22 protein-coding genes, 1 other RNA gene, 2 pseudogenes and 1 other annotated feature are annotated in these 25,387 nt (G+C 45.0%); of the genes and pseudogenes, 4 read left to right on the top strand and 21 right to left on the bottom strand.

Annotation, left to right across the window (positions count from 1 at the left end; translation table 11 throughout):
* Positions 1–120: 120 nt before the first annotated feature.
* Positions 121–1,455 (top strand): AAA family ATPase, encoded by a 1,335-nt coding sequence (locus DMO16_RS00750; protein ID WP_129474771.1) that lies wholly within the window; start codon positions 121–123, stop codon positions 1,453–1,455.
* A gap of 116 nt (positions 1,456–1,571) precedes the next feature.
* Positions 1,572–2,312, top strand: a complete 741-nt coding sequence (locus DMO16_RS00745) for an RsfA family transcriptional regulator (protein WP_164988829.1) — start codon at positions 1,572–1,574, stop codon at positions 2,310–2,312.
* Positions 2,313–2,340: 28 nt separating this feature from the next.
* Here DMO16_RS00745 and DMO16_RS00740 read toward each other — a convergent pair whose 3' ends face one another.
* From DMO16_RS00740 to DMO16_RS00690, 11 genes and pseudogenes are all read right to left on the bottom strand, one after another.
* Positions 2,341–3,108, bottom strand: coding sequence for a tRNA threonylcarbamoyladenosine dehydratase (locus DMO16_RS00740; protein WP_129474769.1), 768 nt, complete (start codon positions 3,106–3,108; stop codon positions 2,341–2,343).
* A 203-nt stretch (positions 3,109–3,311) separates the two neighbouring features.
* Positions 3,312–3,489, bottom strand: a non-coding RNA gene (gene ssrS, locus DMO16_RS00735) — 6S RNA.
* 89 nt (positions 3,490–3,578) lie between these two features.
* Positions 3,579–5,366 (bottom strand): aspartate--tRNA ligase, encoded by a 1,788-nt coding sequence (aspS, locus tag DMO16_RS00730; protein WP_061972651.1) that lies wholly within the window; start codon positions 5,364–5,366, stop codon positions 3,579–3,581.
* 14 nt (positions 5,367–5,380) lie between these two features.
* Positions 5,381–6,649, bottom strand: a complete 1,269-nt coding sequence (gene hisS / locus DMO16_RS00725; protein ID WP_061972648.1) for a histidine--tRNA ligase — start codon at positions 6,647–6,649, stop codon at positions 5,381–5,383.
* 86 nt (positions 6,650–6,735) lie between these two features.
* Positions 6,736–6,971: a binding site (T-box leader), on the bottom strand.
* Positions 6,972–7,046: 75 nt separating this feature from the next.
* Positions 7,047–7,220: a hypothetical protein gene (locus tag DMO16_RS00720; RefSeq protein ID WP_061972646.1), complete on the bottom strand. Its 174-nt coding sequence runs from the start codon at positions 7,218–7,220 to the stop codon at positions 7,047–7,049.
* Positions 7,221–7,278: 58 nt separating this feature from the next.
* Positions 7,279–7,722 (bottom strand): D-aminoacyl-tRNA deacylase, encoded by a 444-nt coding sequence (dtd, locus tag DMO16_RS00715; protein WP_129474767.1) that lies wholly within the window; start codon positions 7,720–7,722, stop codon positions 7,279–7,281.
* A 19-nt stretch (positions 7,723–7,741) separates the two neighbouring features.
* The gene (locus DMO16_RS00710) at positions 7,742–9,922 is read right to left on the bottom strand and encodes a RelA/SpoT family protein (protein ID WP_129474765.1); all 2,181 of its coding nucleotides are present in this window, start codon (positions 9,920–9,922) and stop codon (positions 7,742–7,744) included.
* Positions 9,923–10,076: 154 nt separating this feature from the next.
* Complete coding sequence (locus DMO16_RS00705; RefSeq protein WP_129474763.1) at positions 10,077–10,589, bottom strand: adenine phosphoribosyltransferase; 513 nt, start codon at positions 10,587–10,589, stop codon at positions 10,077–10,079.
* Positions 10,590–10,609: 20 nt separating this feature from the next.
* Entirely contained in the window at positions 10,610–12,949 is a 2,340-nt protein-coding gene (gene recJ, locus DMO16_RS00700) for a single-stranded-DNA-specific exonuclease RecJ (protein WP_129474761.1), read from the bottom strand.
* 77 nt (positions 12,950–13,026) lie between these two features.
* Positions 13,027–15,223, bottom strand: a pseudogene (secDF, locus tag DMO16_RS00695) (protein translocase subunit SecDF).
* A 208-nt stretch (positions 15,224–15,431) separates the two neighbouring features.
* Positions 15,432–15,683, bottom strand: coding sequence for a post-transcriptional regulator (locus DMO16_RS00690; protein ID WP_061972636.1), 252 nt, complete (start codon positions 15,681–15,683; stop codon positions 15,432–15,434).
* Between the two features lie 133 nt (positions 15,684–15,816).
* Here DMO16_RS00690 and spoVB point away from each other — a divergent pair, with 133 nt between their 5' ends.
* Entirely contained in the window at positions 15,817–17,367 is a 1,551-nt protein-coding gene (gene spoVB / locus DMO16_RS00685; RefSeq protein ID WP_129474758.1) for a stage V sporulation protein B, read from the top strand.
* Between the two features lie 26 nt (positions 17,368–17,393).
* Here spoVB and DMO16_RS00680 read toward each other — a convergent pair whose 3' ends face one another.
* The gene (locus tag DMO16_RS00680) at positions 17,394–18,068 is read right to left on the bottom strand and encodes a DUF421 domain-containing protein (RefSeq protein ID WP_129474755.1); all 675 of its coding nucleotides are present in this window, start codon (positions 18,066–18,068) and stop codon (positions 17,394–17,396) included.
* Positions 18,069–18,238: 170 nt separating this feature from the next.
* On the opposite strand from DMO16_RS00680, the gene DMO16_RS00675 reads away from it, so the two are divergent.
* Entirely contained in the window at positions 18,239–18,616 is a 378-nt protein-coding gene (locus DMO16_RS00675) for a TIGR04086 family membrane protein (RefSeq protein ID WP_338082335.1), read from the top strand.
* Between the two features lie 49 nt (positions 18,617–18,665).
* On the opposite strand, the gene yajC is transcribed toward DMO16_RS00675, so the two are convergent.
* The 9 genes and pseudogenes from yajC to DMO16_RS00630 form a co-directional block, all read right to left on the bottom strand.
* Entirely contained in the window at positions 18,666–18,926 is a 261-nt protein-coding gene (gene yajC, locus DMO16_RS00670) for a preprotein translocase subunit YajC (protein ID WP_061972633.1), read from the bottom strand.
* A 29-nt stretch (positions 18,927–18,955) separates the two neighbouring features.
* Complete coding sequence (tgt, locus tag DMO16_RS00665; RefSeq protein ID WP_129474753.1) at positions 18,956–20,098, bottom strand: tRNA guanosine(34) transglycosylase Tgt; 1,143 nt, start codon at positions 20,096–20,098, stop codon at positions 18,956–18,958.
* Positions 20,076–21,137 (bottom strand): tRNA preQ1(34) S-adenosylmethionine ribosyltransferase-isomerase QueA, encoded by a 1,062-nt coding sequence (gene queA, locus DMO16_RS00660; RefSeq protein ID WP_061972631.1) that lies wholly within the window; start codon positions 21,135–21,137, stop codon positions 20,076–20,078. The genes tgt and queA overlap by 23 nt, the downstream gene beginning before the upstream one ends.
* Before the next feature lie 43 nt (positions 21,138–21,180).
* Positions 21,181–21,378, bottom strand: coding sequence for a DUF2905 domain-containing protein (locus DMO16_RS00655; RefSeq protein WP_061972630.1), 198 nt, complete (start codon positions 21,376–21,378; stop codon positions 21,181–21,183).
* On the bottom strand, positions 21,378–22,376 hold the full coding sequence (ruvB, locus tag DMO16_RS00650) for a Holliday junction branch migration DNA helicase RuvB (RefSeq protein ID WP_061972629.1): 999 nt from the start codon (positions 22,374–22,376) through the stop codon (positions 21,378–21,380). The genes DMO16_RS00655 and ruvB overlap by 1 nt, the downstream gene beginning before the upstream one ends.
* Positions 22,377–22,389: 13 nt before the next feature.
* Positions 22,390–22,983 carry a Holliday junction branch migration protein RuvA gene (gene ruvA / locus DMO16_RS00645; RefSeq protein WP_061972628.1) on the bottom strand — a complete coding sequence of 198 codons (594 nt, stop codon included), beginning with the start codon at positions 22,981–22,983 and terminating at the stop codon, positions 22,390–22,392.
* A 187-nt stretch (positions 22,984–23,170) separates the two neighbouring features.
* Entirely contained in the window at positions 23,171–23,767 is a 597-nt protein-coding gene (locus tag DMO16_RS00640) for a YhcN/YlaJ family sporulation lipoprotein (RefSeq protein ID WP_061972627.1), read from the bottom strand.
* An 87-nt stretch (positions 23,768–23,854) separates the two neighbouring features.
* Complete coding sequence (locus DMO16_RS00635) at positions 23,855–24,844, bottom strand: phosphotransferase (protein ID WP_129474751.1); 990 nt, start codon at positions 24,842–24,844, stop codon at positions 23,855–23,857.
* Positions 24,834–25,387: pseudogene (locus DMO16_RS00630) on the bottom strand (hypothetical protein); the annotation flags it as partial. The gene DMO16_RS00635 and the pseudogene DMO16_RS00630, both read right to left, overlap by 11 nt.

Raw genomic sequence — 25,387 nt, 5'->3', positions numbered from 1 at the left:
TGCACATAAACCCAAACTATTATAGCACGAAAAAGCTAATTCTTGCATTCAAATGACCGGTATAGTACCTTTTGGTTACCAGTCATAACGGGTTAAGGTTTTTTAGTACAGGAGGAAATTATGGATTTATTCAGTGACCATCAATCTTATGAAAATAAAACCATGGGGCCGCTTGCAAGCCGGATGCGCCCCCGATCCATACAGGAATTTATCGGACAATCCCATATTGTTGGCGAAGGGAAACTACTGCGGCGGGCCATTGAAGCGGATCAGCTGACACCCATGATATTTTTTGGCCCACCAGGCACTGGCAAAACCACGCTGGCCAAAATCATTGCCAATTCCACATCTGCCTTCTTCGTGCAGTTGAATGCTGTTACATCAGGAGTGGCAGACATCAAACGGGTAACCGGTGAAGCCAAAGAACGGCTGGTCATGGACGAGAAGAAAACAGTTCTGTTCATCGATGAAATTCACCGGTTCAATAAAAGCCAGCAGGATGCGCTGCTTCCCTTTGTGGAAGATGGCACTGTCATTCTGATCGGCGCCACCACAGAGAGCCCCATGTTCGAAATCAATCCCGCCCTGCTGTCCAGGTCAAGGCTGTTCCGGTTTGAACACCTGACCGATGACCATATCCGCAACGTTCTTCTCCGGACACTCGAAAATACCGAGAGGGGCTACGGAAAATACAACATTGTGATCGAGGAAGACGCCCTCTCCCATCTTGTCTCTGTCGCAAATGGTGATGCAAGGACGGCCTTGAATGCACTGGAACTGGCCGTACTCACCACCAAACCCGATTCATCAGGGAAAATCCGCATCACCCTCGGGATCGCGGCAGAAAGCATTCAGCAGCGCGTGCTGCAGTATGACAAGAAGGGCGATAATCATTACGATACGATTTCGGCATTCATCAAGAGTATCCGGGGTTCTGACCCGGATGCCGCCCTTTATTGGCTGGCCAAAATGATCTATGCAGGCGAAGATCCAAGATTTATCGCCCGAAGAATCTACGTTCATGCAGCAGAAGATATCGGACTCGCAGATCCAAACGCTCTTCTCGTTGCACAGGCTGCAGCCTACGCAGTGGATTTTGTCGGAATGCCCGAAGCACGCATCCCTTTGGCGGAAGCCGTTGTTTACCTTGCAACAGCTCCCAAGAGCAATGCGGTCATCATGGGGATCGATAAAGCCATGCAAGCTGTTAAAAATGAAAAGAGCGGCCAGGTTCCCATCCACTTGCGTGATGCCCATTACAAGGGTGCGAGCGAGCTTGGACATGGCAAGGAATATAAATACCCTCATAACTACCCGGACGGATATGTGGTCCAGCAATACTTGCCTGACCATTTAAAAAACAAGAAATTTTATGATCCCACACCGAGAGGGTTTGAAAAAAATATTCAGAAGCGGCTTGATTATTTTAATGACCGGAAGCGCAAAGAAACCTAAATCTATCACTCTGTTAAGGCAAACTAGCAAATTTTTGAAATGACGTATAGAATCCTCTTCTTTTGCTCAAAATGAAAACATAAACTCGTACTTTATGATTCAAGGAGAGGATATATATGATGAAAATAAGACAGGACGCCTGGTCAGAGGAAGATGATCTTCTGCTTGCCGAGACGGTATTGCGCCATGTCCGAGAAGGCAGCACACAGCTTCATGCCTTTGAAGAGGTTGGCGATAAACTTGAACGCACAAGCGCTGCTGTCGGCTTTCGCTGGAATGCCATTGTCCGGAAAAAATACGAACAAGCGTTAAAGATTGCGAAAAAACAGCGTAAGGAACGACAGAGAGCCCTTGCCAAGGGACAGCAAAATCAAAACAAACCGAAAACCATCGTTAAACCGCCAAAGCCTGCGGATGATGAAGTATATCATCCTGAAGAGTTCTTTAAAACGCCGTATACGGCTCCGGCTATACAAAGTTCCTTGCAGGAACCATCCTATCAGCCGGTTGTTCCTGAGGTTCAAACAACCTATCAATCTCAAGAACAGTCATTAACGCTTGATGAAGTTATTCGTTATCTTTCTGATATTAACCGTAACGGTCTTGCCAGCGGGCGTATGGAGGATGAAAATACAGCCCTGAAGCGCCAGAATGAGGACCTTTTTCACCAAAACCAAAAATTGTCGTCGCAGCTGAACACACTTGAAAAAGAATTCGCTGGAATGAAAGAAGACTACCAGGCACTCCTGGAAATCATGGATCGTGCCCGAAGAATGGTTCTCCTGCAGGATGATGCCGGCGACAACCAAAGCTTCCGCATGGATAAGAACGGAAACTTGGAAAAACTTGCAAAATAAAAGAAGGACTCATGTGAGCCCTTCTTTTTTAATGCATTCGGTTAATCTTGATTTGATGGCTTTCAAGTAAGGTGTTTACAACATGTCCGGCCATAAACAATCCGGAAACCGACGGAACAAAGGAGTTTGAGGATGGAGGCATTTTTGCCTTCCTGATTCCCGGCGCATTTTCCGGCACAATTTTCTCCCGGATTTCTTCTCTGATCTGAACAGGAATTTCATCCGAGAACACAACAGTGACTCCCTTATGGATTCCTTCTTTTCGAAGACGCTGACGCACCACCCTGGCGATTGGATCATAGCTGGTTTTGGAAATATCGGTGATGCGAAGCCGTGTTGGATCCAGCTTGTTGGCCACACCCATACTCGCAATGATCGGTATTTTTCGATTCAGGCACTCTTTGGCGAGATGAACTTTGTACGTAATCGTATCTGAAGCATCCACAACAAAATCCAAATCATAGTCAAAAAATTGTTCGTACGTTTCTTCAGTATAGAACATTTCAAGTGCGATAACTTCGCACTCCGGATTAATATCTGCAATCCTCTGTTTCATAAGCTCTACTTTCGATTGGCCCACCGTGGAGAGCAACGCATGGATCTGCCGGTTCACATTAGTGATATCCACTACATCTTTGTCTACGAGAATCAGTTTGCCGATACCTGCTCTTGCCAGCGCTTCGGCTGAAAATGATCCTACCCCTCCTATGCCCAGAATCCCTACTGCACTTCCTTTTAAAGCAGCCAGCCCGTCTTCTCCGATGGCCAGCTCATTTCTGGAAAATTGATGTAACATTTGTCTTTCTCCTTTCTATAAAAAGAAGTTGTTTCACAGCACAACTCCTATAGGTTCAAAAATCGCACTTTCATTAGTCCTTAAAAAGGATATCCCATTTTTACAATGAGTACAACTGTTATTCATAAGCAAAGCCAAAAAACAGCAAAAAACCCGGACATTCGTCCGGGCTGTTATTTACATTCATTTTAAATAATGCTGATGAGAGTCCCAACTGTGCCGTCACTTCCTAAGTTTTGAACCTGCTCTCGCAGGTGGGTGCCCTGTTCGGCAATTAATGCGTCCCCTGCAAGGAGGCGTGCACGCTTTGTCAAAACACCAGCTCCCGATTAAAAAGTGTTGGCTCAAAACATTCGGTATTAACGAACACATCAGGACTCTTATTGGAATAAATCATATCACATCCAATAGGGTAAGACAAGAGAATATACCCTCATTATTTAAATTTTCTAACAGTTCCAACTTCTTTCCTATGCCTTTTGTCCAGCTTCTTCACCAAGTTTTACAGCCAGGTGAAGTTCGTTTAATTGCTTCTCGCTGACGGTGGATGGAGCATTGGTCAAAAGGTCGCTGGCACTTGCTGTTTTCGGGAAAGCAATGGTGTCGCGCAGGTTGTTCCTACCGGCCAGAATCATGACGAGACGGTCCAATCCAAGTGCTATTCCTCCATGTGGAGGCGTTCCATATTCAAAGGCATCCATGAGGAAGCCAAACTCTTTTTTTGCAGCCTCTTCTGTAAATCCGAGGGTTTTGAACATTTTCTCCTGAATGTCTCTTTGATAGATACGTTGAGATCCTCCGCCAAGTTCATAACCGTTCAGCACCAAGTCATAGGCCTTCGCACGAACCTCTCCAGGATTGCTTTCAAGGAGCTCTAGATCTTCATCCTTCGGCATCGTAAATGGATGGTGAAGAGCGACATAGCGGTCTGCATCTTCGTCAAATTCAACAAGCGGGAAGTCTACCACCCAAAGGAAATTCAACTGGCTTTCATCAATCAGGTTCAAGTCCTTACCGAGTTTTAAGCGAAGTGCTCCAAGAGAATCGGCCACTACTTGCTTGCTGTCAGCCACAAACAGGAACAGGTCCCCGGCTTCTCCTTCAAGAGCCTGAATCAATCCCTGCTGTTCTTCTTCATTGAAGAACTTGGCGATCGGGCCTTTCAGCTCGTTTTCCTCCAGCTTCAGCCACGCAAGGCCCTTGGCTCCATACCGCTTGACGAAATCGGTGAGAACATCAATATCCTTACGAGAATAGTTTGCTGCTTGGCCCTTTACATTCAGCGCCTTAACTTCTCCGCCGCCTTCCACTGTTGAAGCGAAAACTTTAAAACCGCATGATTTTACGAGCTCGGAAACGTTAAGCAGCTCCATTCCAAAACGAGTGTCAGGTTTGTCTGATCCATAGCGGTCCATCGCTTCTGCATAAGTTAAACGAGGAAGCGGCGTTTGAACCGAAAAGCTGCGGACTTCCTGAGCAAGCTGTACCATCAATTCTTCCATCATAGCCATAAGTTTTTCCTGACCGAGGAAAGATGTTTCAATGTCAATTTGAGTAAATTCAGGCTGACGGTCTGCGCGCAAATCCTCGTCACGGAAACAGCGGACAACCTGGAAGTAACGTTCAAATCCAGAAACCATCAAAAGCTGTTTAAACAGTTGCGGTGACTGAGGAAGAGCATAAAAGTGACCCGGATGCACACGGCTTGGCACAAGATAGTCACGTGCTCCTTCAGGTGTACTCTTTGTCAGCATTGGTGTTTCAATTTCCATAAACTCCTGAGCATCAAGAAAATCGCGAATCGTTTTTGTAATGCGATAGCGGAGTTTCATCGTATCCTGCATGGCCGGCCTTCTTAAATCAAGATAGCGGTATTTCAGGCGAACGTCTTCATTGATGTCATTGTCCTCTGAAATGGAGAATGGAGGCGTTTTGGCACTGTTAATGATTTGAAGTTCTTTTCCCAAAACTTCAATTTTGCCGGTTGGTACATTCTCGTTCACGGTTCCTTCCGAACGGGAAACAATAGTCCCCTTTACACTCAACACAAATTCGCTTCTTACTCTTTCAGCAATGTCGAGCGCTTCCTTGGACACCTCCGGGCTGAAGACTACCTGTACCTGACCCGAACGGTCGCGAAGATCAATGAAAATCAATCCTCCAAGATCTCTTCTCTTCTGCATCCAGCCGTTAAGGATGACTTCCTCTCCGACATGCTGTTCATTCAATATTCCGCAATGATGCGTTCTTTCTGCCATGCTGAAACTCCTCCTCAAATTTGCTTCAAAATATATTGTGTTACTTCTTCAAGCTCAACTTCAGTTTGATTACCGGATTCCATCTCTTTCACGGAGATGACTCCATTGGCCAGTTCATCGTCACCCAGCACGGCAACAAACTTGGCGTTTGTCCGGTCTGCGGCTTTAAACTGGGCTTTCATTTTTTTATCCATATAGTCTTTGTCTGCTTTCAAGCCTGCTTTACGGAGTTGATACAGAATGGATGGTGCCTTCTCTTTTGCCGATTCTCCCATCGCGACCAGATAGCAGTCCAGTGAATCTTCAATGGGAAGTGTAACCCCTTCTGCATCAAGGGCCAGCAGCAAACGTTCAAGGCTCATCGCAAATCCGATTCCCGGTGTAGCCGGTCCGCCAATTTCTTCAGCCAATCCGTTGTATCGGCCGCCGCCGCTTAAGGTTGTAATCGCACCAAAGCCTTCTGCATCACTCATAATCTCAAAAGCGGTATGATTGTAATAATCCAATCCTCGAACAAGTGTCGGATCAATCACAAAATCAATACCCATCGCTGTCAGCGTCGACTTTACTGTTTCAAAGTAATTTCTTGATTCTTCATTCAGATAATCATGAATGGAAGGAGCCGTCTTCATCAGTTCGTGATCACGGTCCTTCTTACAGTCCAGAATCCTGAGGGGATTGGTTTGCAGACGGTTTTGGCAATCATGGCAAAACTCGCCGATACGTGGTTCAAAATGAGCGACGAGCGCATCTCTGTGCGCTTTCCTGCTCTCTTTATCACCCAATGTGTTCAGAACCAGACGCAGACGTTTTAACCCAAGTTCTTTATAAACATCCATGGCCAGCGCCATTACTTCTGCATCGATGGATGGATCGTCACTTCCCATGGCTTCGATTCCAAACTGAACGAACTGACGGTATCTACCTGCCTGGGGCCGCTCGTAGCGAAACATCGGCCCGATATAATATAGCTTGGTCGGCTGATGAGGGAGCCCAAACAGTTTGTTTTCCACATAGGATCTCACTGCGCTTGCCGTTCCCTCCGGCCGAAGTGTAAGGCTTCTTTCTCCTCTGTCCGTAAAGGTATACATCTCTTTTTGGACAATATCCGTTGTGTCCCCGACACTTCTCAAAAAGAGTTCGGTATGTTCAAAGATTGGTGTCCGAATCTCCTTATAGTTATACCTGCTGCAAATCTCTCTTGCTTTGTTCTCTACATACTGCCATTTCTCAACGGTTCCCGGTAAAATATCCTGTGTTCCTCTTGGAATTTGATATCCCATCGCCCATCCTCCTTGTATCAGTCATCATTCATTTTCATTTGATTAGAAAAATAAAAAACTCCCGTCCCTATTATTATCGTGATAATAATAGGGACGGGAGTTACATACCCGCGGTGCCACCCTGGTTGAAGCATACGCTTCCGCTCAAATGCAAGTAACGCCTGCATGCGTCCAACTCTACTGGGGTATGGTTCATTTTCCGTTCGAATTGAAACCTCAGGAGTGTCTTTCACTAAATCATCATGCAGAAGTGCTCTCAGCCTGCGGCACTTCCTCTCTGGCCATGTGGGGTTTACCTACTTTTCTCCGTCACTGGTCATTTCATTGAATTGTTATTTATCTTACGCATCCTGAAGAACAATGTCAATATTTTTTTCCGAAATTTTTTCAAAAATGGCTATCGCCTCATCTTCTTGCGCAGGCTGATCACGCTGCGAAGCGGAACTCCAAATTCCTCGGCCAGTTCCATATTGCTTGATGAAGCTTCCTTTTGGATAAAATCATGAAATTCAATGCCCATCAGTTGATTCACAGGGGCATGTACATGTTCTCCTTTTTCTCCGTTGCGCATCCAAATCTTCCTTTCACCTTTTTTTTAGCTTTTCCAAAAGGTGAAGGTTTTATAAGTTTTATTCCACGCTGTCGAGGATCAGGGTGACAGGGCCGCTGTTCGTAAACGCCACGTCCATCATAGCCCCAAAAATGCCGGTTTCAACCGTAATGCCTTTTTCCTTGAGCATTCCGTTAAACGTCTCATACAGCGTTCTGGCTTGGTCGGGTTTGGCCGCATTCATAAAGTTGGGCCGCCTTCCCTTTTTGCAGTCACCGTACAAGGTAAATTGCGAAACGGATAAAATAGATCCCCCGACATCGAGCAACGAGAGATTCATTTTTTGCTGTTCATCTTCAAAAATCCGAAGATTGGCCGCTTTTTCAGCAAGAAATTCCGCATCCTTTTCTGTGTCTCCATGCGTTACTCCGACAAGGAGCAACAAGCCGTGGCCAATTTGGCCCACGACTTTTTCGTCTACGGTAACAGAAGCCTCTGTTACCCGCTGTAAAACTATTCGCATGTCGCTCTCCTTTGTTTCTTTATTGCATGACACGGCGTACCGCGTATATATCAGGAATTTGTTTGATCCGTTCGACTACCTTTTGCAGATGGTTCACATTCTGTATGGAAATGGACATACTGATCGTCGCCATCTTGTTTCTGTCGGATCTTCCCGAAACAGCAGTAATATTGGTTTTTGTTTCGCCTACAGCATGAAGGACCTCGTTCAGGAGACCCCGGCGGTCAAACCCGTTGATTTCAATATCCACATTATAGTTTTTCGGTTTTTCAATGCTGCCTTCCCATTCTACTGGCAGCAGTCTGACCTGAGCATCTCCGGTCGTTACATTCACACAATCCATGCGATGTACGGAAACACCCCTGCCTTTTGTAATATAGCCTACAATTTCGTCCCCCGGCACAGGATTACAGCATTTGGAAAGACGGATCAGAAGGTTGTCAATGCCTTTAACAACAATGCCTGAGTCGGTTTTCTTGGCTGCCGGCAGACTTTTGGATTCCGAAATCACATCAAGAAGCTGCTTGTTTTCCTGTTCCTGATCTTTTTTCCGGCGAAGCTTATCAGTCAGTCTTGTTGCAATTTGGGCTCCAGTTATACCGTTGTATCCGACAGCGGCATACATATCTTCCTCGTTCGAAAAATTGTACTTTCTGATAACCGTTTGAATGTTTTCTTGTGTAAAAACATCTTTAAGGTCAAATCCGCGGCCAATAACTTCCTTCTCTATCAATTCCTTGCCTTTGGCTACGTTCTCCTCCCGGCGTTCCCGTTTGAAAAACTGCCGGATCTTATTTTTCGCGTGTGAGCTTTGCGTAATCTTGAGCCAGTCCTGACTTGGTCCGTAGGAATGCTTACTCGTCATGATCTCAATAATGTCGCCGGTCTTCAGCTTGTAATCAAGCGTCACCATTTTTCCGTTGACCTTCGCACCTATACACCGGTTTCCGATCTCTGTATGGATCCGGTAGGCAAAGTCCAGCGGCACGGAGCCTGCAGGAAGCTCAATTACATCCCCTTTTGGAGTAAAGACAAACACCATATCCGAGAATAGATCCACTTTCAGTGATTCCATGAACTCTTCCGCATCTGCCACATCATTCTGCCACTCCAAAATTTCGCGGAACCAGGTTAACTTATTTTCAAACGTGTTAACCGGGGCTTTCTTGGAGCCTTCCTTGTATGCCCAGTGGGCGGCAATCCCGTATTCTGCCACACGATGCATTTCACTGGTACGGATTTGCACTTCAAGCGGATCGCCTTTTGGACCGATAACCGTTGTATGAAGAGATTGATACATATTGGCTTTTGGCATCGCAATATAATCTTTGAAACGCCCGGGCATAGGCTTCCATGCCGTATGGATGATACCCAAAGCTGCATAGCAGTCTTTGATGTTGTGTACAATTACCCTAACAGCAAGCAGATCGTAGATTTCATTAAACTGTTTGTTCTGCTTGACCATTTTTCTGTAAATGCTGTAGATGTGCTTTGGCCGTCCTGAAATGTCAGCTTTGATCTGCACTTCTGACAAACGGCTGTTGATCTCACTCATCACTTCTTCGACATATTGCTCACGTTCCGCTCTCTTTTGCTTCATCAGGTTTACAATCCTGTAATACTGCTGTGGATTCAGATACCGCAATGAAACATCTTCAAGCTCCCACTTAATGGTAGAGATACCAAGCCTGTGGGCCAGGGGCGCAAAAATTTCAAGGGTTTCATTTGCTTTTTGAATCTGTTTCTCTTTTGGCATATGCTTCAATGTGCGCATATTGTGCAGGCGGTCTGCTAGTTTAATCAAAATACAGCGAATATCCTGGGCCATTGCTACGAACATTTTTCGGTGATTTTCGGCTTGCTGTTCTTCTTTTGACTTAAACTTGATTTTCTTCAGCTTGGTGACTCCATCAACAAGCATGGCTACTTCTTCATTAAACCGGTCGCTGATATCCTTCAGCGTAATAGGTGTATCTTCCACCACATCATGAAGAAAACCCGCAGCCACTGTGACTGGGTCCATTTGAAGATCGACCAGAATACCAGCCACTTCAACTGGATGCTGAATGTACGGCTCTCCCGACTTGCGGAATTGGCCTTCGTGTGCATCCTTTGCATATTCGTAAGCTTTTCGCAAGAATTCAATATCTTCCTGGGAAAGATAGCTTTCTGCATTTTTTAATACTTCTTCTATCGTCATGAAAATCACCTAACGTCAAAATTGTATAGTGCTTCTATTATCTTGAAAAAACGTGAAGCTGTAAAGTAAAAAACGAAAAATGTCGAATTTCCTTTATTTACAATTCTATATGAAAAAGAAAGAGTACTCCATTACAGAGAGCACCCTTTCTATCTTAATATTGCGTTAACGTAAAGATATCATAGCCAGATAGCTTTTCGCGTCCATCCAAATACGTAAGTTCGATCATGAATGCAATGCCGGCAACAACACCGCCAAGCTGCTCTACCAATTCAATAGTCGCACCAATTGTGCCACCTGTTGCCAGAAGGTCGTCCGTAATCAATACTCTTTGGCCGGGCTTAATGGCATCTTTGTGTATGGTAAGCACATCCTTGCCATATTCAAGTCCATAACTTACTTTTACCACTTCACGCGGCAATTTTCCATCTTTTCGAACCGGCACAAAGCCAAGCCCCAATCTATAAGCAACCGGGCAGCCAACAATAAAGCCCCTTGCTTCAGGACCCACAATGACATCTATATTTCGATCCTTTGCGTATTCTGCGATATCATCCACTGCTTTGGCATACACTTCGCCATCCTGCATCAGGGTTGTAATATCTTTGAATCGAATACCTTCAAGCGGAAAATCTTCCACCACGGATATATATTTTTTGTAGTCCATTTTCTTTTTTCCTCCTGTATCTATGCCTGATGGGTTTTCCTTGACTGATGGAAGCAGTTTTTCAATTCCTGATAGGAAGAATAGACGAGCTGGTTTTCAATTGCAGCCTGCTCCAGTTTATTCCTATATGTAGTTGAATGCTTCAAGTCTTTTTTCTCAGGCCGATCCTTGATCGTAATAACACCATTTTCTATTGTAACAAAGTCCAGCTCAAAAAACACTTTTGACATAAAAGGCACGGCTTCTTTTGACCATCCCTTGAGCCTGGCCAGCTCTTCCCCGTGTCGCGCGGCATCAAATAACTTCCGTTTAGTTAAAAATGCATAAAACCATCGGAACTGCTCTCTCGTCGGAACAGATGAAAAGAACTGGTCATTTTCCTGATGAAAAATAACATAGGTTCGTTCAGGCTCCGGATTGCTTTCAAGAAGATAAAAAAATTCTTCTCTTGTTTTTGGCACATCAAGAAAAACAACATATTTACCGGCAAAATCCATTTGATCCTTTTGTTTGGGATAAAGGTAAATCCTCTCCTGAAGCTCCGAAAACGCCGGGTGTTTCATTGTCTCTTCTTCAAACGCAATAATCAGCACTTTGCTTTCGGGAAGAGAGAACAATTTTTTTTGTGCATCTCTTATTCCTCTGAGATCGAACAGCTGCCATTCCCTCACAGCAAGATCACTGAGCATCAGCTGCGGTTTTCGGTAACCGTTCCACTCATTAATGGACAGTTCTCCGACAGCTGATACCGGAGAATGATAGCTCAGCTCATCCATCAATTCACCTTTGTGAAATCCGATGGCATCAAGCTTATGCTTCCCATCTGAGAATTGGATTTTCAGGTGATTGGACTGGCTGCCAATCTTTTTAATTTCACTGATGTTCACATCGGGAATCAAGACCCGCGGTGTCGGATTATTGACCCCAAACGGCGCAAGCTTGTTCATCTGCTCGATCGTTTCAATGGTAACTTCATCCAGAGAACATTCAAGATCAATGGCCGTCACCGGTTTAAAATCTTCTTCTGTCAGCTGCTCCCGGCCCTGGCGGTTCAGTCGGCTTCTCAATTCGTCCAGATCACTTGCTGCAAGCGTCATACCAGCGGCCATTGGATGCCCTCCAAAATGAGGAAGGATATCCCGGCTCAGTGACAGATTCTCGAACATATCAAAGCCCTCAATGCTCCTTGCTGATCCTTTGGCCAGGCCTTTTTCTGAATCAATGCTTAGCACGATCGTCGGACGATAAAATTTCTCCACTAAACGTGAAGCCACGATGCCGATGACTCCCGGGTTCCAGCCTTCTTTAGCGATCACAAGAACCGCATTATCCTCCGGAGGGAAGTTCTGTTCCACTTCCTCAACAGCTTCTTTCGTAATTTCGGAAACGATCGACTGGCGGGTTTTGTTTAATTGATCGATTTCTGATGCGAGCATCTTTGCCGCTTCTTCGTCCTCTGTTGTAAAAAGCTCAACTGCAGGAACAGCGGAATCCAGCCGGCCGGCGGCATTTACCCTGGGCCCGATCGCAAAACCGACATGTTCTGCGTTTAAAACCGTATCCTTTAATCCGGCCACTTCAAGCAGCGCTCTTAATCCTTTTTTGGTGGTTCTCTCCAGTGCTTTAATACCTTCCCTGGCAATGATCCGGTTCTCGTCCACTAATGGCACCAGATCGGCAATTGTGCCAATACAGGCGATGTCAAGCAGGTGCAGCGGTGCTTCTCCAAGAAGTGCATGGGAAACCTTAAATGCCACGCCGACGCCTGCCAAACCTTTAAACGGGTATGGGCAGCCCGGTTTTTTAGGATTAACAATACTGTATGCACCCGGAAGAACAGGAGGCGGTTCATGATGATCCGTTACGATAAAATCAAGACCAATCTCTTTAGCGACCTCCGCTTCGTGAACAGCCGAAATTCCTGTATCCACTGTAATGACAAGGTTAAAACCTTGCTCCCTCGCCCATCTGAGGGCAGGCTCATTCGGTCCGTATCCTTCTGTAAAACGGTTGGGTATGTAAAATTCAAAATCGGCTCCCAATGCCTTTAATGTATATACCATTACAGATGTGCTGCTGACACCATCCGCATCATAATCACCAAAGATCAAAATCTTTTCATTTTGCTCTATGGCCGTTTTAATCCTGTTTACTGTTTCATTCATTCCATCCAGCATGAATGGGTCATAAAATGCTTGCGGGCCGCTGTATAAAAAGCGCTCTGCACTTTCCACGGTCTCCATCCCTCTTGAAACCAGCAGCTTTGCCACCAGTTCCGGTATTTTTAATGCAGAAGATAAGGCAGAAGCCTGCTCTTCAGGAACGGGCAGGAGGTTCCAGCGCGTTCTTGCCTGTAACATGAAATCACCTCTTAACCTTCTCATTATACAAAAGTGGTTAAGAGGTGACAATGAAATCCATAATGAAATTGTTTGTTTTATGCCTGGCTGTCTGCCGGCTTGAAGTTTCGTTTCTTTAATTGTTTGGCCTTCCAAACGAACCAGAGCTGTGAAGCGATACAGATGGAAGAATACATACCGAACATCAAACCGATAAATAGAGCGATCGAGAAGTTGCGGATGGATTCACTTCCAAAGATCCAAAGTGCCACCGCTGCCACCAATACGGTCAGTACTGTGTTGATAGAACGGGTAAGCGTCTGTTTGATGCTGTCGTGAACCACTCCGGCGAGAACGTCTTTGTTCTTGATTCTCGTCTTCTTCATGTTCTCCCTGATTCGGTCAAACGTAACGATGGTATCATTGATGGAATAACCGACAATGGTCAGTATCGCCGCAATAAAGGTAAGGTCCACTTCCAAACGAAGGAAGCTGAATACCGCAATAATCATGAAGGCATCATGCAGCAACGCAATAATGGCAGCGAGGGCCATCAGGAACTCAAAACGGATGCCGACATAAATGATGATGCCCACCGAAGCGATCAACACGGAAATCAAGGCATTTCTGGCCAATTCACGGCCGACCACCGGAGATACCGTACTCACACTCGGTTCTGTTCCATATTTTTCTTTTATTGTTGTTTTAAACTTTGCAATTTCATCCTTTGATAAAACTTTGTTGTATGCAATGGACGCACGCTGGTTGTTTTGTCCTGCGAGCACCGGAATCTCTTCAGGCTTCAGCCCCGCACTGTTCAGCGTGTCAGAAAGATCCTCTGCGTTTATGGACGTCTTCGCCTGGACTTCAGCCTTCGATCCGCTCTCAAAATCAATGCCCAGGTTTAAGCCAAAGACCAAAAGAGATACGATTCCCAGCACGGTAATAATTGAAGAGAAAATAAAGAATATCTTACGGTGTTTGACAAAGTCGTAATTAAAGCTCACTGATTTCACTCTCCTTCACGCCGAAGTACCCTGGCTTTTTATCAAGCCATCTGCTTTTAACCAGCAGTCCAAGGAACACCCGGGAGCCGTACACGGCTGTGATAAAGCTGGCAAGCACTGAAATGATAAGTACCAATGCAAACCCTTTAACTGAACTTGTACCATAGGCAAATAACACTCCTGCGGCCAGGATTGTTGTGATGTTCGCATCAAAGATTGTGGTAAATGATCTGCGGTTTCCGGCTTTAAACGCACTCATCACCGACTTGCCGCTTCTTAGTTCTTCCTTGATCCGTTCATACGTGATAATGTTGGCATCTACAGCCATTCCAACTCCGAGGATCAGTGCTGCAATACCCGGCAGGGTCAGGACGCCATTCATCCAGTCAAAAATAAGCAGGATCAAGTAAATGTATATGCTTAAGGTAATTACGGCAACAAGACCAGGGATCCGGTAATAAAGGAGCATGAAAAGGAAAATGATAGCTACTCCAATAAAGCCCGCATAGATTGTATCATGCAGCGCCTGTTCCCCAAACTTCGCCCCCACAGAAGTGGAATATACTTCTTTCAATTTAACCGGAAGTGCTCCGGCATTTAAAATATCCGCTAAATTTTGCGCCTCTTCCTGTGTAAAGCGCCCTTCAATGACAACCTGTTTTTGGTCAAGAACGCTGTTTACAGAAGGAGCAGAAATGAATTTCGGGTCTTTTTTCCCGGCTTCCGCTTTATAGGAATCGCCTTTTTCATAATCGAGCCAGATGACCAGCTGATTTTGCCCAGGCCCCATATTCATCACTTTTTTTGTTACTTCACCAAACTTGTCTCCGTCTTTCAGCGTAAGCTGGACAATCGGCTGGTTTTGCTGGTTATATGTAACTTTTGAACCGCCGCCTTTAAGGTCGGAACCGTCGAGCAAAACTTTATCGTTTACATCGCGGAACGTCAGCTGTGCTTTCGTGGAAAGGAGCTTACGGGCATTGTTTTGATCCTTCACCCCTGCGAGCTGGACACGGATTCTGTCCTTACCCTCGATGGTGATATTTGGTTCTGATACACCGAGTACGTTCACCCTGCGATCCAATGCCTGTACAGCACTTTTTAACACATCATTATCAATCTTTTGGCCTTTTTTTGCCGGTTTTACCTGATAAAGAACCTCAAACCCGCCTTGGAGATCAAGACCCAGTTTAATATTTTTCACGATTTGCGGTGTGGTGAAACCGATTAATACCGCAAAAGCGGCCAGGATTAAAATAAACGTGGCAATCCTGTTCTTTTTTACCATTATCCCTTTCCTCCTTCATGCTGCTACACTGCTTTTCAAACAAAATGAAGCCATTATGTAAAATGAGTCCAACCTTCCCCATTATATCGACTGATGTTTTTTTCTGTCAATTTCATAAGGTGAACTTTGTAAAAACTTACACAATCCCTATTTTTCCTGAAAAACTGCCCCACAGAAAAAAAAGAAACCATCACGATGCAATGGCCTCTTATTTTACATCCCTTTTATAGGCTTCAAGCGTCAGCCAATTCATAAAATCGGTCAACGATAAATTGAGAATCAAACCTACAAGAACGTGAAGCCTTACTTCCACTTTTTTCTTTTGCGCTTTTTGTATGACGCAATCCCAGATTTCTTCGCTTGTGACGCTCTCATAGCCAAGAAAGTGAAATTCTTCGGTTTTGCTTTTTAACGCGGGTTCTACCTGATCTTGTAACTCTTCAAACGACGTGGCATTCACCGTTTTTTCACCTCGTTTTTTCTCTTTTTTGAACGAAACTACTTGTCATGCTTTGTCCCTTTTCTCCATATAAATGGGTTACACAGATGCCAGACGGTCGATTTCATTTCTGAAAAGAAAGTAGGGCCCAAAAATGTCAAAACAAACACTCATCCAGGGAACTCTCCTTCTCATACTGGCGGGACTGATCACAAGGATCCTTGGTTTTATTAATCGCATTGTGGTGGCCCGGGTCATGGGCCAGGAAGGCGTTGGTTTGTATATGATGGCAGTGCCGACCATGCTGCTTGCCATTACATTAACACGCATGGGCCTTCCGGTTGCGATTTCCAAACTGGTTGCCGAAGCGGATGCAAAAGGAGACCGTAAGAAAATTAAAAAAGTGCTGATCGTCTCTCTTGCGATCACAGGGGTATTAAGCATTATCTTTACAACGGCCATGATGGTAGCCGCTCCTATATTATCTCACTATTTCTTTACAGACAAAAGAACCTTTTATCCATTAATTGCAATTGCACCCGTGGTTCCGATCATTGCCGTATCTTCTGTACTGAGAGGCTATTTTCAGGGGCTGCAAAACATGCGTCCTTCCGCCTATTCACAGGTGATTGAACAAATTGTGCGGATTACTCTTGTTGCACTTTTAACCAGCTTTTTTCTACCCTATGGTGTTGAATTTGCAGCAGCAGGAGCCATGATCTCCGTAATTATCGGAGAACTGGCTTCTCTCCTTTATATGTTTTCCATGTTTAAGTTGAAAAAAAACATGAAAGTGCGAAAAGGCTTTTTCAAACAGTTGAAAAGCGGGCATGATACGCTGAAAGAATTGCTTGGCATTGCCCTTCCTACAACCGGAAGCCAGCTGATCGGGTCGGTTTCTTACTTTTTTGAACCTATTGTGGTCGCACAAAGTCTCGCCATCGCCGGAGTCAGTGCAATCGCAGCCACCAGGCAGTATGGGGAACTGGCCGGTTACGTTATTCCCTTGTTATTCTTGCCCACATTTATCACATTTTCGTTATCCGTTTCACTTGTTCCTGCGATCAGCGAAGCCAACGCCAATAAGAAGTATGGCCTGATTGAACATCGGCTGAATCAGGCTTTGCGACTTTCCATGCTGTCCGGAGGCATAGCCGCTGTGGTGATGTATGTGTATGCTGTTCCCATTATGGATCTAATGTATGATTCACCGGCCTCGGCGAGCTATTTGAAGGTGATGACCCCACTGTTTTTCTTTCTTTACTTTCAAGGTCCCTTGCAGGCTGTGCTGCAGGCCATGAATTTGGCCAGAGCTGCGATGATGAACAGCCTCATTGGCTCTGTCGTCAAGCTTGCCGCCATCTTTGCACTTGCCACCCGACCAGAGTTCGGGATTATGGGAGTCGCACTGGCCATTGTCCTGGGAATCGTTGTCGTTACGCTCCTTCATTTTGCAAGCGTCGCAAAAGCCATCAGCTATTCTATAAAAGCAAAGGATTTTATCTTTGGTTTAATGTCGATCCTGATCACTGGTTTTGGTTCCCACTTTATTTATACGTATATCTTTCCACAGTTTTCAAAAGTGCCTGGCATCTGTTTCAGTTTGTTACTTACCGGAATTCTCTACCTCACAACCCTGTTTTTCTTTCGGCTCATAAAAAGAGACGATCTCAGGCAGTTGCCCATTATTAAGCGATGGGTATAAAAGCAGCTTACCAAAAGGGAGACTGCTTACTCGTCTTTTTGGTCCACATATAAGGTTCCGTTTTTATTGATTGTGCAAAGCGTAATTTTCTTTGTGTCCCTAAACCCCATTTTTCGCAATTCCTGACGCAGCCAGAGGGAGGTTTTATCCAATTTTTTCAAGTGATCTTCCTGAATTTTCCCATCCAGAATCACTGGAAATACCAAAGGAAGGTTACTGTAAGGAATTTCAGAATCACCTGTCTTCACGCTGTCCTCTTTTATAATCACTGAAAGTTTACCTGTAGATTCCAGTATTCCGAATTCCACGTCTGTCACGTTTCTCACATTGTTTTCTCTCAGTTGGGTAAGCAAATCATCAAAATTATACCGTTGCTTTTTCATTTCAGATTCGTTTATGTGTCCGTTCTCAATAATGATTGAAGGCTTACCGTCCACTATTTCTCTCACTTTTTTGCTCTTCAAAGAAAGGAACGCAAGGAAAATTTGTATAAGAAACAGTACGAAGATTCCGATCAAATGTTTAAGCATCGGTACTTTGGGGTCTTCGATCGAGATAACGGCAAGCTCAGCGATCATGATGGACACGACAAAATCGAGAACTGACAATTTTCCGATTTCACGTTTTCCCATCAGGCGGAACACACCAATTAAAATAAAGTAGACGAAAATGGTCCTTAACACAATTGTATAATATTCCATTGCAGTCCCTCCCTTCTTTCAGTCAACCTTAGTTTGACCATGGCAGGGAGCGAACATGAGGCGTAGGTTTTGGTAATTGAAATAAATAATGGTCTTTTTTCCGGTTCTGTTTTTTGGGACAGTGAATATGGTTATAAGGAAGGCTTGTATGTAAAGGGGGACGAATCCAGGTGAATGCAAGGCATATGTTTTCAGCAATGATAAAAGGAGTTGCCGCCATATTGGTTGCCATTATTATAAGCAGTCTGATCCTTTCTCTTCTATTGCGCTTCACGTCTCTAACAGAGGTATCTTTGAAATGGGTAACCACCGGTCTTTCTTTTTTATCCCTGTTTATCGGTGGCTTTCTATCAGGAAAAAAAGGCAAAGAAAAAGGCATGATGCTCGGTATAGGCACCGCCCTTCTTTTTTCCTTATTCGTTTTTTTGGTTCAGTATCTGGGTTATCAAACCACGTTCACCTCCACTCAATACCTGTTTCACGGTATCTTTTTGCTGCTTTGTATGCTGGGAGCCATCATGGGTGTCAATGTCGGCAGTCATAAATAATGTTCAAATCGTAATAAAAGCAGAAACGCGGTGGCGCTTCTGCTTTTCATTATACTTCTCTTGATTCACGGATCGCATTGCGGTCAAACGTCAATGCGGAACCATCTTTGGACTTGATGACAACCGTGTTTTCTTCCAGCACTTCAATTGTGCCGTGAAGACCGCCGATCGTGACAACATGATCCCCTTTTTTCAGATCAGATTGCATAGTTCGCACAGCCTTTTGCCTTTTTTGCTGAGGTCTGATCAGCAAAAAGTAGAAGATGACAAACATTAGCAAGATTGGTAATAAAGAACCTAAGCTACCCATTTATTTCACCCCTTTCAATTAGTTAAACCTTAAAAGTTTTTCGCATCCGGTTTATTAAAGCCATACTGTTCGAAAAATTCTTCACGGAAGTCAAGCAGCCTGTCTTCCCGGATCGCTTGCTTGACCTGCTCCATTAAGTTTACCAAAAAATAAAGGTTATGGTAACTCGTAAGGCGAAAACCAAACGTTTCATTGCTTTTGACCAGATGCCGGATGTACGCGCGCGAGTAATTTCGGCATGTATAGCAATCGCAATTTTCATCAAGCGGTCTGAAGTCTTTGGCATACTTTGCATTTCGGACAACCAGCCTTCCTTCACTGGTCATCAGTGTACCGTTTCTCGCGATGCGTGTTGGCAGTACACAGTCAAACATGTCAATCCCGCGGATTGCACCATCAATAAGGGAGTCCGGCGAACCTACACCCATCAGATATCTTGGTTTGTTACGTGGCAAATAAGGTGTGGTGAATTCCAGCACCCGGTTCATGACGTCTTTCGGTTCACCCACGGAAAGTCCCCCGACAGCATATCCTGGAAAGTCAAGGGATACGAGATCTTCTGCACTTTGACGGCGTAAATCTTCATATTCACCACCTTGTACAATTCCGAACAACCCCTGATCATGCGGCCTTTCATGGGCGTTCAGACACCGTTCGGCCCAGCGGCTTGTCCGCTCAACGGACGACTTCATATACTCGTACTCTGCCGGATATGGTGGACATTCATCAAATGCCATCATGATATCCGAACCTAGAGCATTTTGAATCTCCATTGCACCTTCCGGGCTTAAAAACAGCTTTTCACCGTTCAAATGGTTTCTGAAATGAACGCCCTCTTCCGTAATTTTTCTTAAATCACTTAAACTGAAGACCTGAAACCCGCCTGAATCAGTCAAAATCGAACGGTCCCAATTCATAAATTTATGAAGACCACCTGCTTCTCGGACGATTTCATGACCCGGACGAAGCCACAGATGATACGTATTACTCAAAATAATGTTGGCCCCAAGGTCTTTCAACTCTTCCGGGCTCATTGTTTTTACAGTGGCCAGTGTCCCTACCGGCATAAATACCGGTGTTTCAAACACACCATGTGGCGTATGGACTTTACCGAGCCTCGCTCCCGATTGCTTGCACGTTTTGATTAATTCATACCGGACGGCTGCTGTCATGTTTGTTCTCTCCTTCTAGAATCAGCATAGCATCCCCAAAGCTGAAGAATCGATATCGTTCATTTACGGCTTCCTTGTAAGCTTTCAGGACATGTTCACGGCCGGCTAGCGCACTAATCAGCATGATCAGCGTGGACTTTGGCAAATGAAAATTCGTAATCATACCGTCAATCGCTTTAAACGTATAACCGGGATAAATAAAAATATCGGTCCAGCCGGAATCCTCACAAAATTCATCATGTTTACCTGCAACAGTTTCAAGTGTCCGGGTGGATGTAGTGCCAACTGATACAATCCGTCCGCCGTTCTTTTTCACATGGTTAAGCAGTTCAGCTGTACCTTTTGTGATCTGATAAAATTCGGCATGCATGTCATGCTCTTCAATATTTTCTGCCGATACCGGCCGGAATGTCCCAAGTCCTACATGGAGTGTAATAAAAGTGACATGAACACCTTTTTTCTTAATATCTTCAAGAAGAGATTCCGTAAAATGTAATCCCGCGGTCGGAGCGGCAGCAGAGCCCTGGTGCTTGGCATAAACGGTCTGATAACGGTCTCGCTCTTCCAGCTGTTCTTTAATGTAAGGTGGAAGAGGCATTTCACCCAACGCATCAAGAATTTCGTAAAAAATACCCTCGTATTCAAATTTAAAGGTTCGGCCACCCTGGTCTGTCTCCCCGGTGCATACGGCTTTCAGCAGACCATTCCCAAAAACAACGGTCGTTCCCGGTTTTACGCGTTTGGCTGGCTTCACGAGTGTCTCCCACGTGTCATCTCCTGTTTCTTTCAGCAGCAAGATCTCGATTTTGGCTTTTGTATCTTCCTTTTCACCCAAAAGCCTTGCCGGAAGAACTTTTGTGTCGTTCAACACCAGGCAGTCGCCCGGGTTTAAGTAATCGATAATATTTTTAAATGTATTGTGTTCTACCTTCCCGGTTGCCGGGTCAAGTACCATCAGCCTGGATGCTGTTCGGTCCTTTAACGGAGTTTGCGCAATCAGCTCTTCCGGAAGGTCAAAGTCAAACATATTAATATCCATTTTCTTCTCCTGTTTCTATTACTCGAAGGTCTTTTGGACCTCCTTATTTAAAACGACCGATCACATACATGATCAAAGACAGAACAATACTGGCAATGATCGATGTGACAATCGGAAAATAAAACGTTGTGTTGCCTTTTTTAAATACAAGATCGCCGGGCAGTTTGCCGACAATTGTCCATAGGCTGCCAATCACTATCAATACGATTCCCATAATTATCAACAACCGGGAAATTCCCATTAAGGATGCGGCACCTCCAAATTAAAATGCTCATACGCAAGAGCTGTGGCTACTCTCCCTCTTGGCGTACGCTGTATAAAACCGATCTGCAGCAAATAGGGCTCATACACATCTTCAATCGTATGCGATTCTTCCCCGATCGTAGCAGATATGGTTTCAAGACCGACAGGACCGCCTTTATATTTATGGATGATCCCTTGTAATAATTTATGGTCAATATGGTCCAATCCTAAACGGTCAACCTGAAGCATCTCCAGCGATTTATCAGCCAGGCCCAAAGTAATGGTGTCTGTCCCGTCCACCTGGGCAAAATCACGGACACGCTTGAACAGCCGGTTGGCTATTCTCGGCGTTCCTCTTGACCGCCGGGCAATCTCTGACGCAGACTGCAGATCAATCTTCATATTAAAAACACCGCTTGTTCGGGTTACAATTTCTGTTAATTCTTCAACCGTATAAAATTCAAGCCGGGCCAAAACGCCAAACCTGTCCCTGAGCGGTGATGACAGCGATCCTGCACGGGTAGTGGCTCCTACAAGTGTAAAGGGAGGCAAATCCAAACGGACTGACCGGGCTGTCTCTCCCTTACCGATGACAATATCCAAACAAAAGTCTTCCATTGCCGAATACAGCACCTCTTCTATGGCCCTTGATAAACGGTGGATTTCATCAATGAATAAAACATCTCCCGGCTCCAGCGCAGTAAGAATGGCGGCAAGGTCACCAGGCCGTTCAATCGCCGGACCGCTCGTGGACCGGAAATTGACATTCATTTCCCTCGCGATGATAGAGGCAAGGGTCGTTTTACCAAGCCCTGGAGGACCGTACAAAAGCACATGGTCGAGTGCCTCATTTCTCATTTTGGCAGCCTGGATAAAGATATTCAAATTTTCTTTTACTTTTTCCTGACCTATGTATTGATGCAGGTATTCCGGACGTAAACTCAGTTCAAAAAAATCATCCTTCGAGCTTTCTCCAGATACAATTCTATCGTCCAAAGCGATCACGCCCCTAATGATTCACTAGCTTTTGCAGCGCTTTCCTAATGTATTGATCCGTAGTCAGATCTTCCTTTTTAAGCGAAGGCAGCACTTTGTTGATCTCCTTTTTGGCATATCCCAATGCGGTTAATGCTTCCACCGCTTCATCCAGCTGATCTGAATGGTCAGGCGCCGGAGTCGCAAATAATCCTTCAGCCGGTTCGTCTGTAAAAATCGACAGCTTCCCTTTCAAGTCCAATATCATCTGTCGTGCGGTTTTTTTCCCTACACCGGGGAATTTAACCAGGAACGCTTCATCTTCGGCCTCAATGGCACGGATGACTTGTTCAGGCTGGCCAAAAGCCATAATGGCAAGCGCCCCTTTTGGACCGATTCCTGACACGTTCAGCAGTTTCAGAAACAGATCACGTTCCTTGCGCGCTTTAAAACCGTACAAAGCAAGCACATCTTCCCTTACATATTGGAACGTGTATATGGTTTCTGTTTGCCCCACCCTGTATATAAATGGATTGGGACAGAGAATCTGGTACCCGATACCATTCACTTCAAGCACAGTGTATTCGGCTGAAACATGTACAATTTTACCGTTTATGTGTTCAATCAATCATGTTCTCTCCTTCTAAACAACACGAGCGCTGTGCCGCTGTATAAAGCGACCATACGTTTCCTCTCCGTATTGTATCACAGAGTCCGTCTAAACGGGGATAATAACACCAAAGAGAGGTGTGAACATTTCTTCAAAAGTAACATTTAAACAGCCACAAAAAAAAGAGAACAGAAAAATCTGTTCTCTAGCGGTTATTTTGGAAAGGACGTTTCACTGCATTCCCTAAGTCGGTACCAGCTTTTCCGATGTCGGACATAATGCCTTTAACGTCGGAGCTGACTTCGCGCGTGGTCTTGCCGTTTTGAAGATTATTATCTACATTTTTGATTCGATTGACGATGTTATCATCCGTTGTTACACGAACATCCCGATTGGGAACCAGTTTCTTTACTTCTCTATAGACCCTGTGATCCACGGCCTTTTTGTTGTTTTCGCTGGTATCTATCCCGACAATGACGTTGTTATCATTCAAAATAACATGAGCATCGTCTACATTGTTCATACGGTTGACACGGTCACGGATCTTTTCGGCAAGGGCACCATCATAGTTTTGATCGTATCCAACATTCCTTGGCGCGTTATTGTCCGTACGGTTGTTATCCATCATATCGGTTACAGGACCTTTGCTGCGGTCCATCCCATCGCGGTCACCCTGCTTGTTGTAATAACCGATCGGCCGCACGTCGTTATCATTGCGGTCAAGTGCACCTTTATTGGTATTACATCCCACAAGTCCTGCTGCCAATGTAAGAACCGTTAATCCACTTAGTATTGGTTTCAATGCAAAAAACCTCCTTTCACCACTATAATGGCTGTCGGAGGCTTTTTTTACTCTGTTACATAAAGGTAAGACATATAATTTTTGGCATCACGATTTTTTGGAGATTACTTCCTGAATACGCCTGATGAACTTTCGCCGGTAAGAAAGATCATCTTCTGTAAAAATGGTCATCTCTTTGATTTGTTCCTTCCCCGCTTCAAACGCCCGGTTCCACTCTCTGTATAAATCGGTCGGAAAAACCAATGCGGTTAAAAACCATTTCTTTTTAAGCAAGGCCACAAGCTCCGGATCCTCACACTTTTGTAAAATGGAAGGCGCCCAGTCCCAATACGGCATGACCCTGTTCACATACTGAAGAATGTCATAATCGTGAGGAACCACGGAGAATAAGTCATAATCAATTAAGATAACGTCGTCTTCACTTCTGCGCATAAAATTGTGAGGAGCCACATCACCATGGCAAACTTCCCCCTTTTCCCGCGCCTCCTGTTCCATCCGTTCGAGTTCTTTTCGGTTTAACTGGCTTAATGACCATTTCCCCCAGGCTATCATCTCTTGAAAGGCTTCATCCATCTCGGCAGAAATGGAATGTTTTTTACTATTCCGCTTAAAAGCATTAAATCGCTTCGTCCACTTTTCAATAAGTGAATAGCTCGAAAGAAGTGAAAGATAACTGTCTGATGTATAGACGCTTTGTGCGTGAAATTTTCGGATGGCATGTATTCCGTCCCTGACATCTTTTTCATCGTTCAGATCGAGTTCATCACCTTTATAAAACGGCATAATCCCCCAATACATGTGATCAAAGTAATGAACGTTTTTACCCGTTGGATACGTGGTATAAACCCCCATCATGGGATGATCGTATTGAGAATACCATTGGGAAAGCTTTAACTGCTCCATGCACTCATCTTTTCGGGAAAACCCTTTTAGCACATAAACGCCAGCTTTGGTTTCAACAATGCAAACATTGTATTTTACGAAATAGTGACTGATCACATCCAGTCCTTTTCCAGTTAGACTGCTCAAGAAGAGTCGCTTTCTTTTGAAACCGTCTCTGTATTCTTTATTCTTCATCTTGATCCTGGCTGTCTATTGAGCCATCGCGGTAATCCGCTTCTGAGTATGGATTTGGCAGTTCCTGCATCCCTTCCCCGTGTTCTGGTTCGTAGCCCCCGAATGACTCGTGATCGGTCATGTCTCCATAATAGGTTTCAAAACTGTGGTCTTGAGAATCTTCTCCGTACATGTCAGGACGACCGGTTTCATATTGGCCGCCATACTGCTGGCCGGGTATCATTCCCTGGCTCATTTGTGGACTCATGCCATATTGCTGGCCGCCATACTGCTGGCCCGGCATCATTCCCTGGCCCATTTGCTGACTTGGCATGATTCCCTGACCCATCTGCTGTCCGCTTCCGTATTGCTGGCCTCCGTACAGCTGACCCGGCATCATTCCCTGGCCCATCTGCTGGCCACTGCCCATTTGCTGGCTTCCATATTGCTGACTTGGCATTCCCTGACCCATCTGATGGCCTGACATTCCCGGGTCCGTCTGTTGACCGCTTCCGTACTGCTGGCCTGGCATTCCTTGACCCGTCTGCTGACCGCTTCCGTACT

It is taken from the genome of Fictibacillus sp. S7 (assembly GCF_004127935.1).
GTDB classification, from domain to species: domain Bacteria; phylum Bacillota; class Bacilli; order Bacillales; family Fictibacillaceae; genus Fictibacillus_C; species Fictibacillus_C enclensis.
The sequence above is the reverse complement of the archived record's forward strand: the minus strand, read 5'-3'. Positions and strand labels throughout refer to the sequence as shown.

Bases quoted from the DNA above. Each gene is read 5' to 3' on its own strand.
- DMO16_RS00635 (WP_129474751.1), bottom strand. From the start codon at position 24,844: ATGAAGAATAAAGAATACAGAGACGGTTTCAAAAGAAAGCGACTCTTC.
- recJ (WP_129474761.1), bottom strand. From the start codon at position 12,949: ATGTTACAGGCAAGAACGCGCTGGAACCTCCTGCCCGTTCCTGAAGAG.
- queA (WP_061972631.1), bottom strand. From the start codon at position 21,137: ATGGATATTAATATGTTTGACTTTGACCTTCCGGAAGAGCTGATTGCG.
- yajC (WP_061972633.1), bottom strand. From the start codon at position 18,926: ATGGGTAGCTTAGGTTCTTTATTACCAATCTTGCTAATGTTTGTCATC.
- DMO16_RS00710 (WP_129474765.1), bottom strand. From the start codon at position 9,922: ATGACGATAGAAGAAGTATTAAAAAATGCAGAAAGCTATCTTTCCCAG.
- hisS (WP_061972648.1), bottom strand. From the start codon at position 6,649: ATGGGATATCAAATTCCAAGAGGAACACAGGATATTTTACCGGGAACC.
- DMO16_RS00745 (WP_164988829.1), top strand. From the start codon at position 1,572: ATGATGAAAATAAGACAGGACGCCTGGTCAGAGGAAGATGATCTTCTG.
- spoVB (WP_129474758.1), top strand. From the start codon at position 15,817: ATGTCAAAACAAACACTCATCCAGGGAACTCTCCTTCTCATACTGGCG.
- DMO16_RS00720 (WP_061972646.1), bottom strand. From the start codon at position 7,220: ATGCGCAACGGAGAAAAAGGAGAACATGTACATGCCCCTGTGAATCAA.
- aspS (WP_061972651.1), bottom strand. From the start codon at position 5,366: ATGGCAGAAAGAACGCATCATTGCGGAATATTGAATGAACAGCATGTC.
- dtd (WP_129474767.1), bottom strand. From the start codon at position 7,722: ATGCGAATAGTTTTACAGCGGGTAACAGAGGCTTCTGTTACCGTAGAC.
- tgt (WP_129474753.1), bottom strand. From the start codon at position 20,098: ATGACAGCAGCCGTCCGGTATGAATTAATCAAAACGTGCAAGCAATCG.
- DMO16_RS00750 (WP_129474771.1), top strand. From the start codon at position 121: ATGGATTTATTCAGTGACCATCAATCTTATGAAAATAAAACCATGGGG.
- DMO16_RS00740 (WP_129474769.1), bottom strand. From the start codon at position 3,108: ATGTTACATCAATTTTCCAGAAATGAGCTGGCCATCGGAGAAGACGGG.
- DMO16_RS00680 (WP_129474755.1), bottom strand. From the start codon at position 18,068: ATGGAATATTATACAATTGTGTTAAGGACCATTTTCGTCTACTTTATT.
- DMO16_RS00705 (WP_129474763.1), bottom strand. From the start codon at position 10,589: ATGGACTACAAAAAATATATATCCGTGGTGGAAGATTTTCCGCTTGAA.
- DMO16_RS00655 (WP_061972630.1), bottom strand. From the start codon at position 21,378: ATGGGAATTTCCCGGTTGTTGATAATTATGGGAATCGTATTGATAGTG.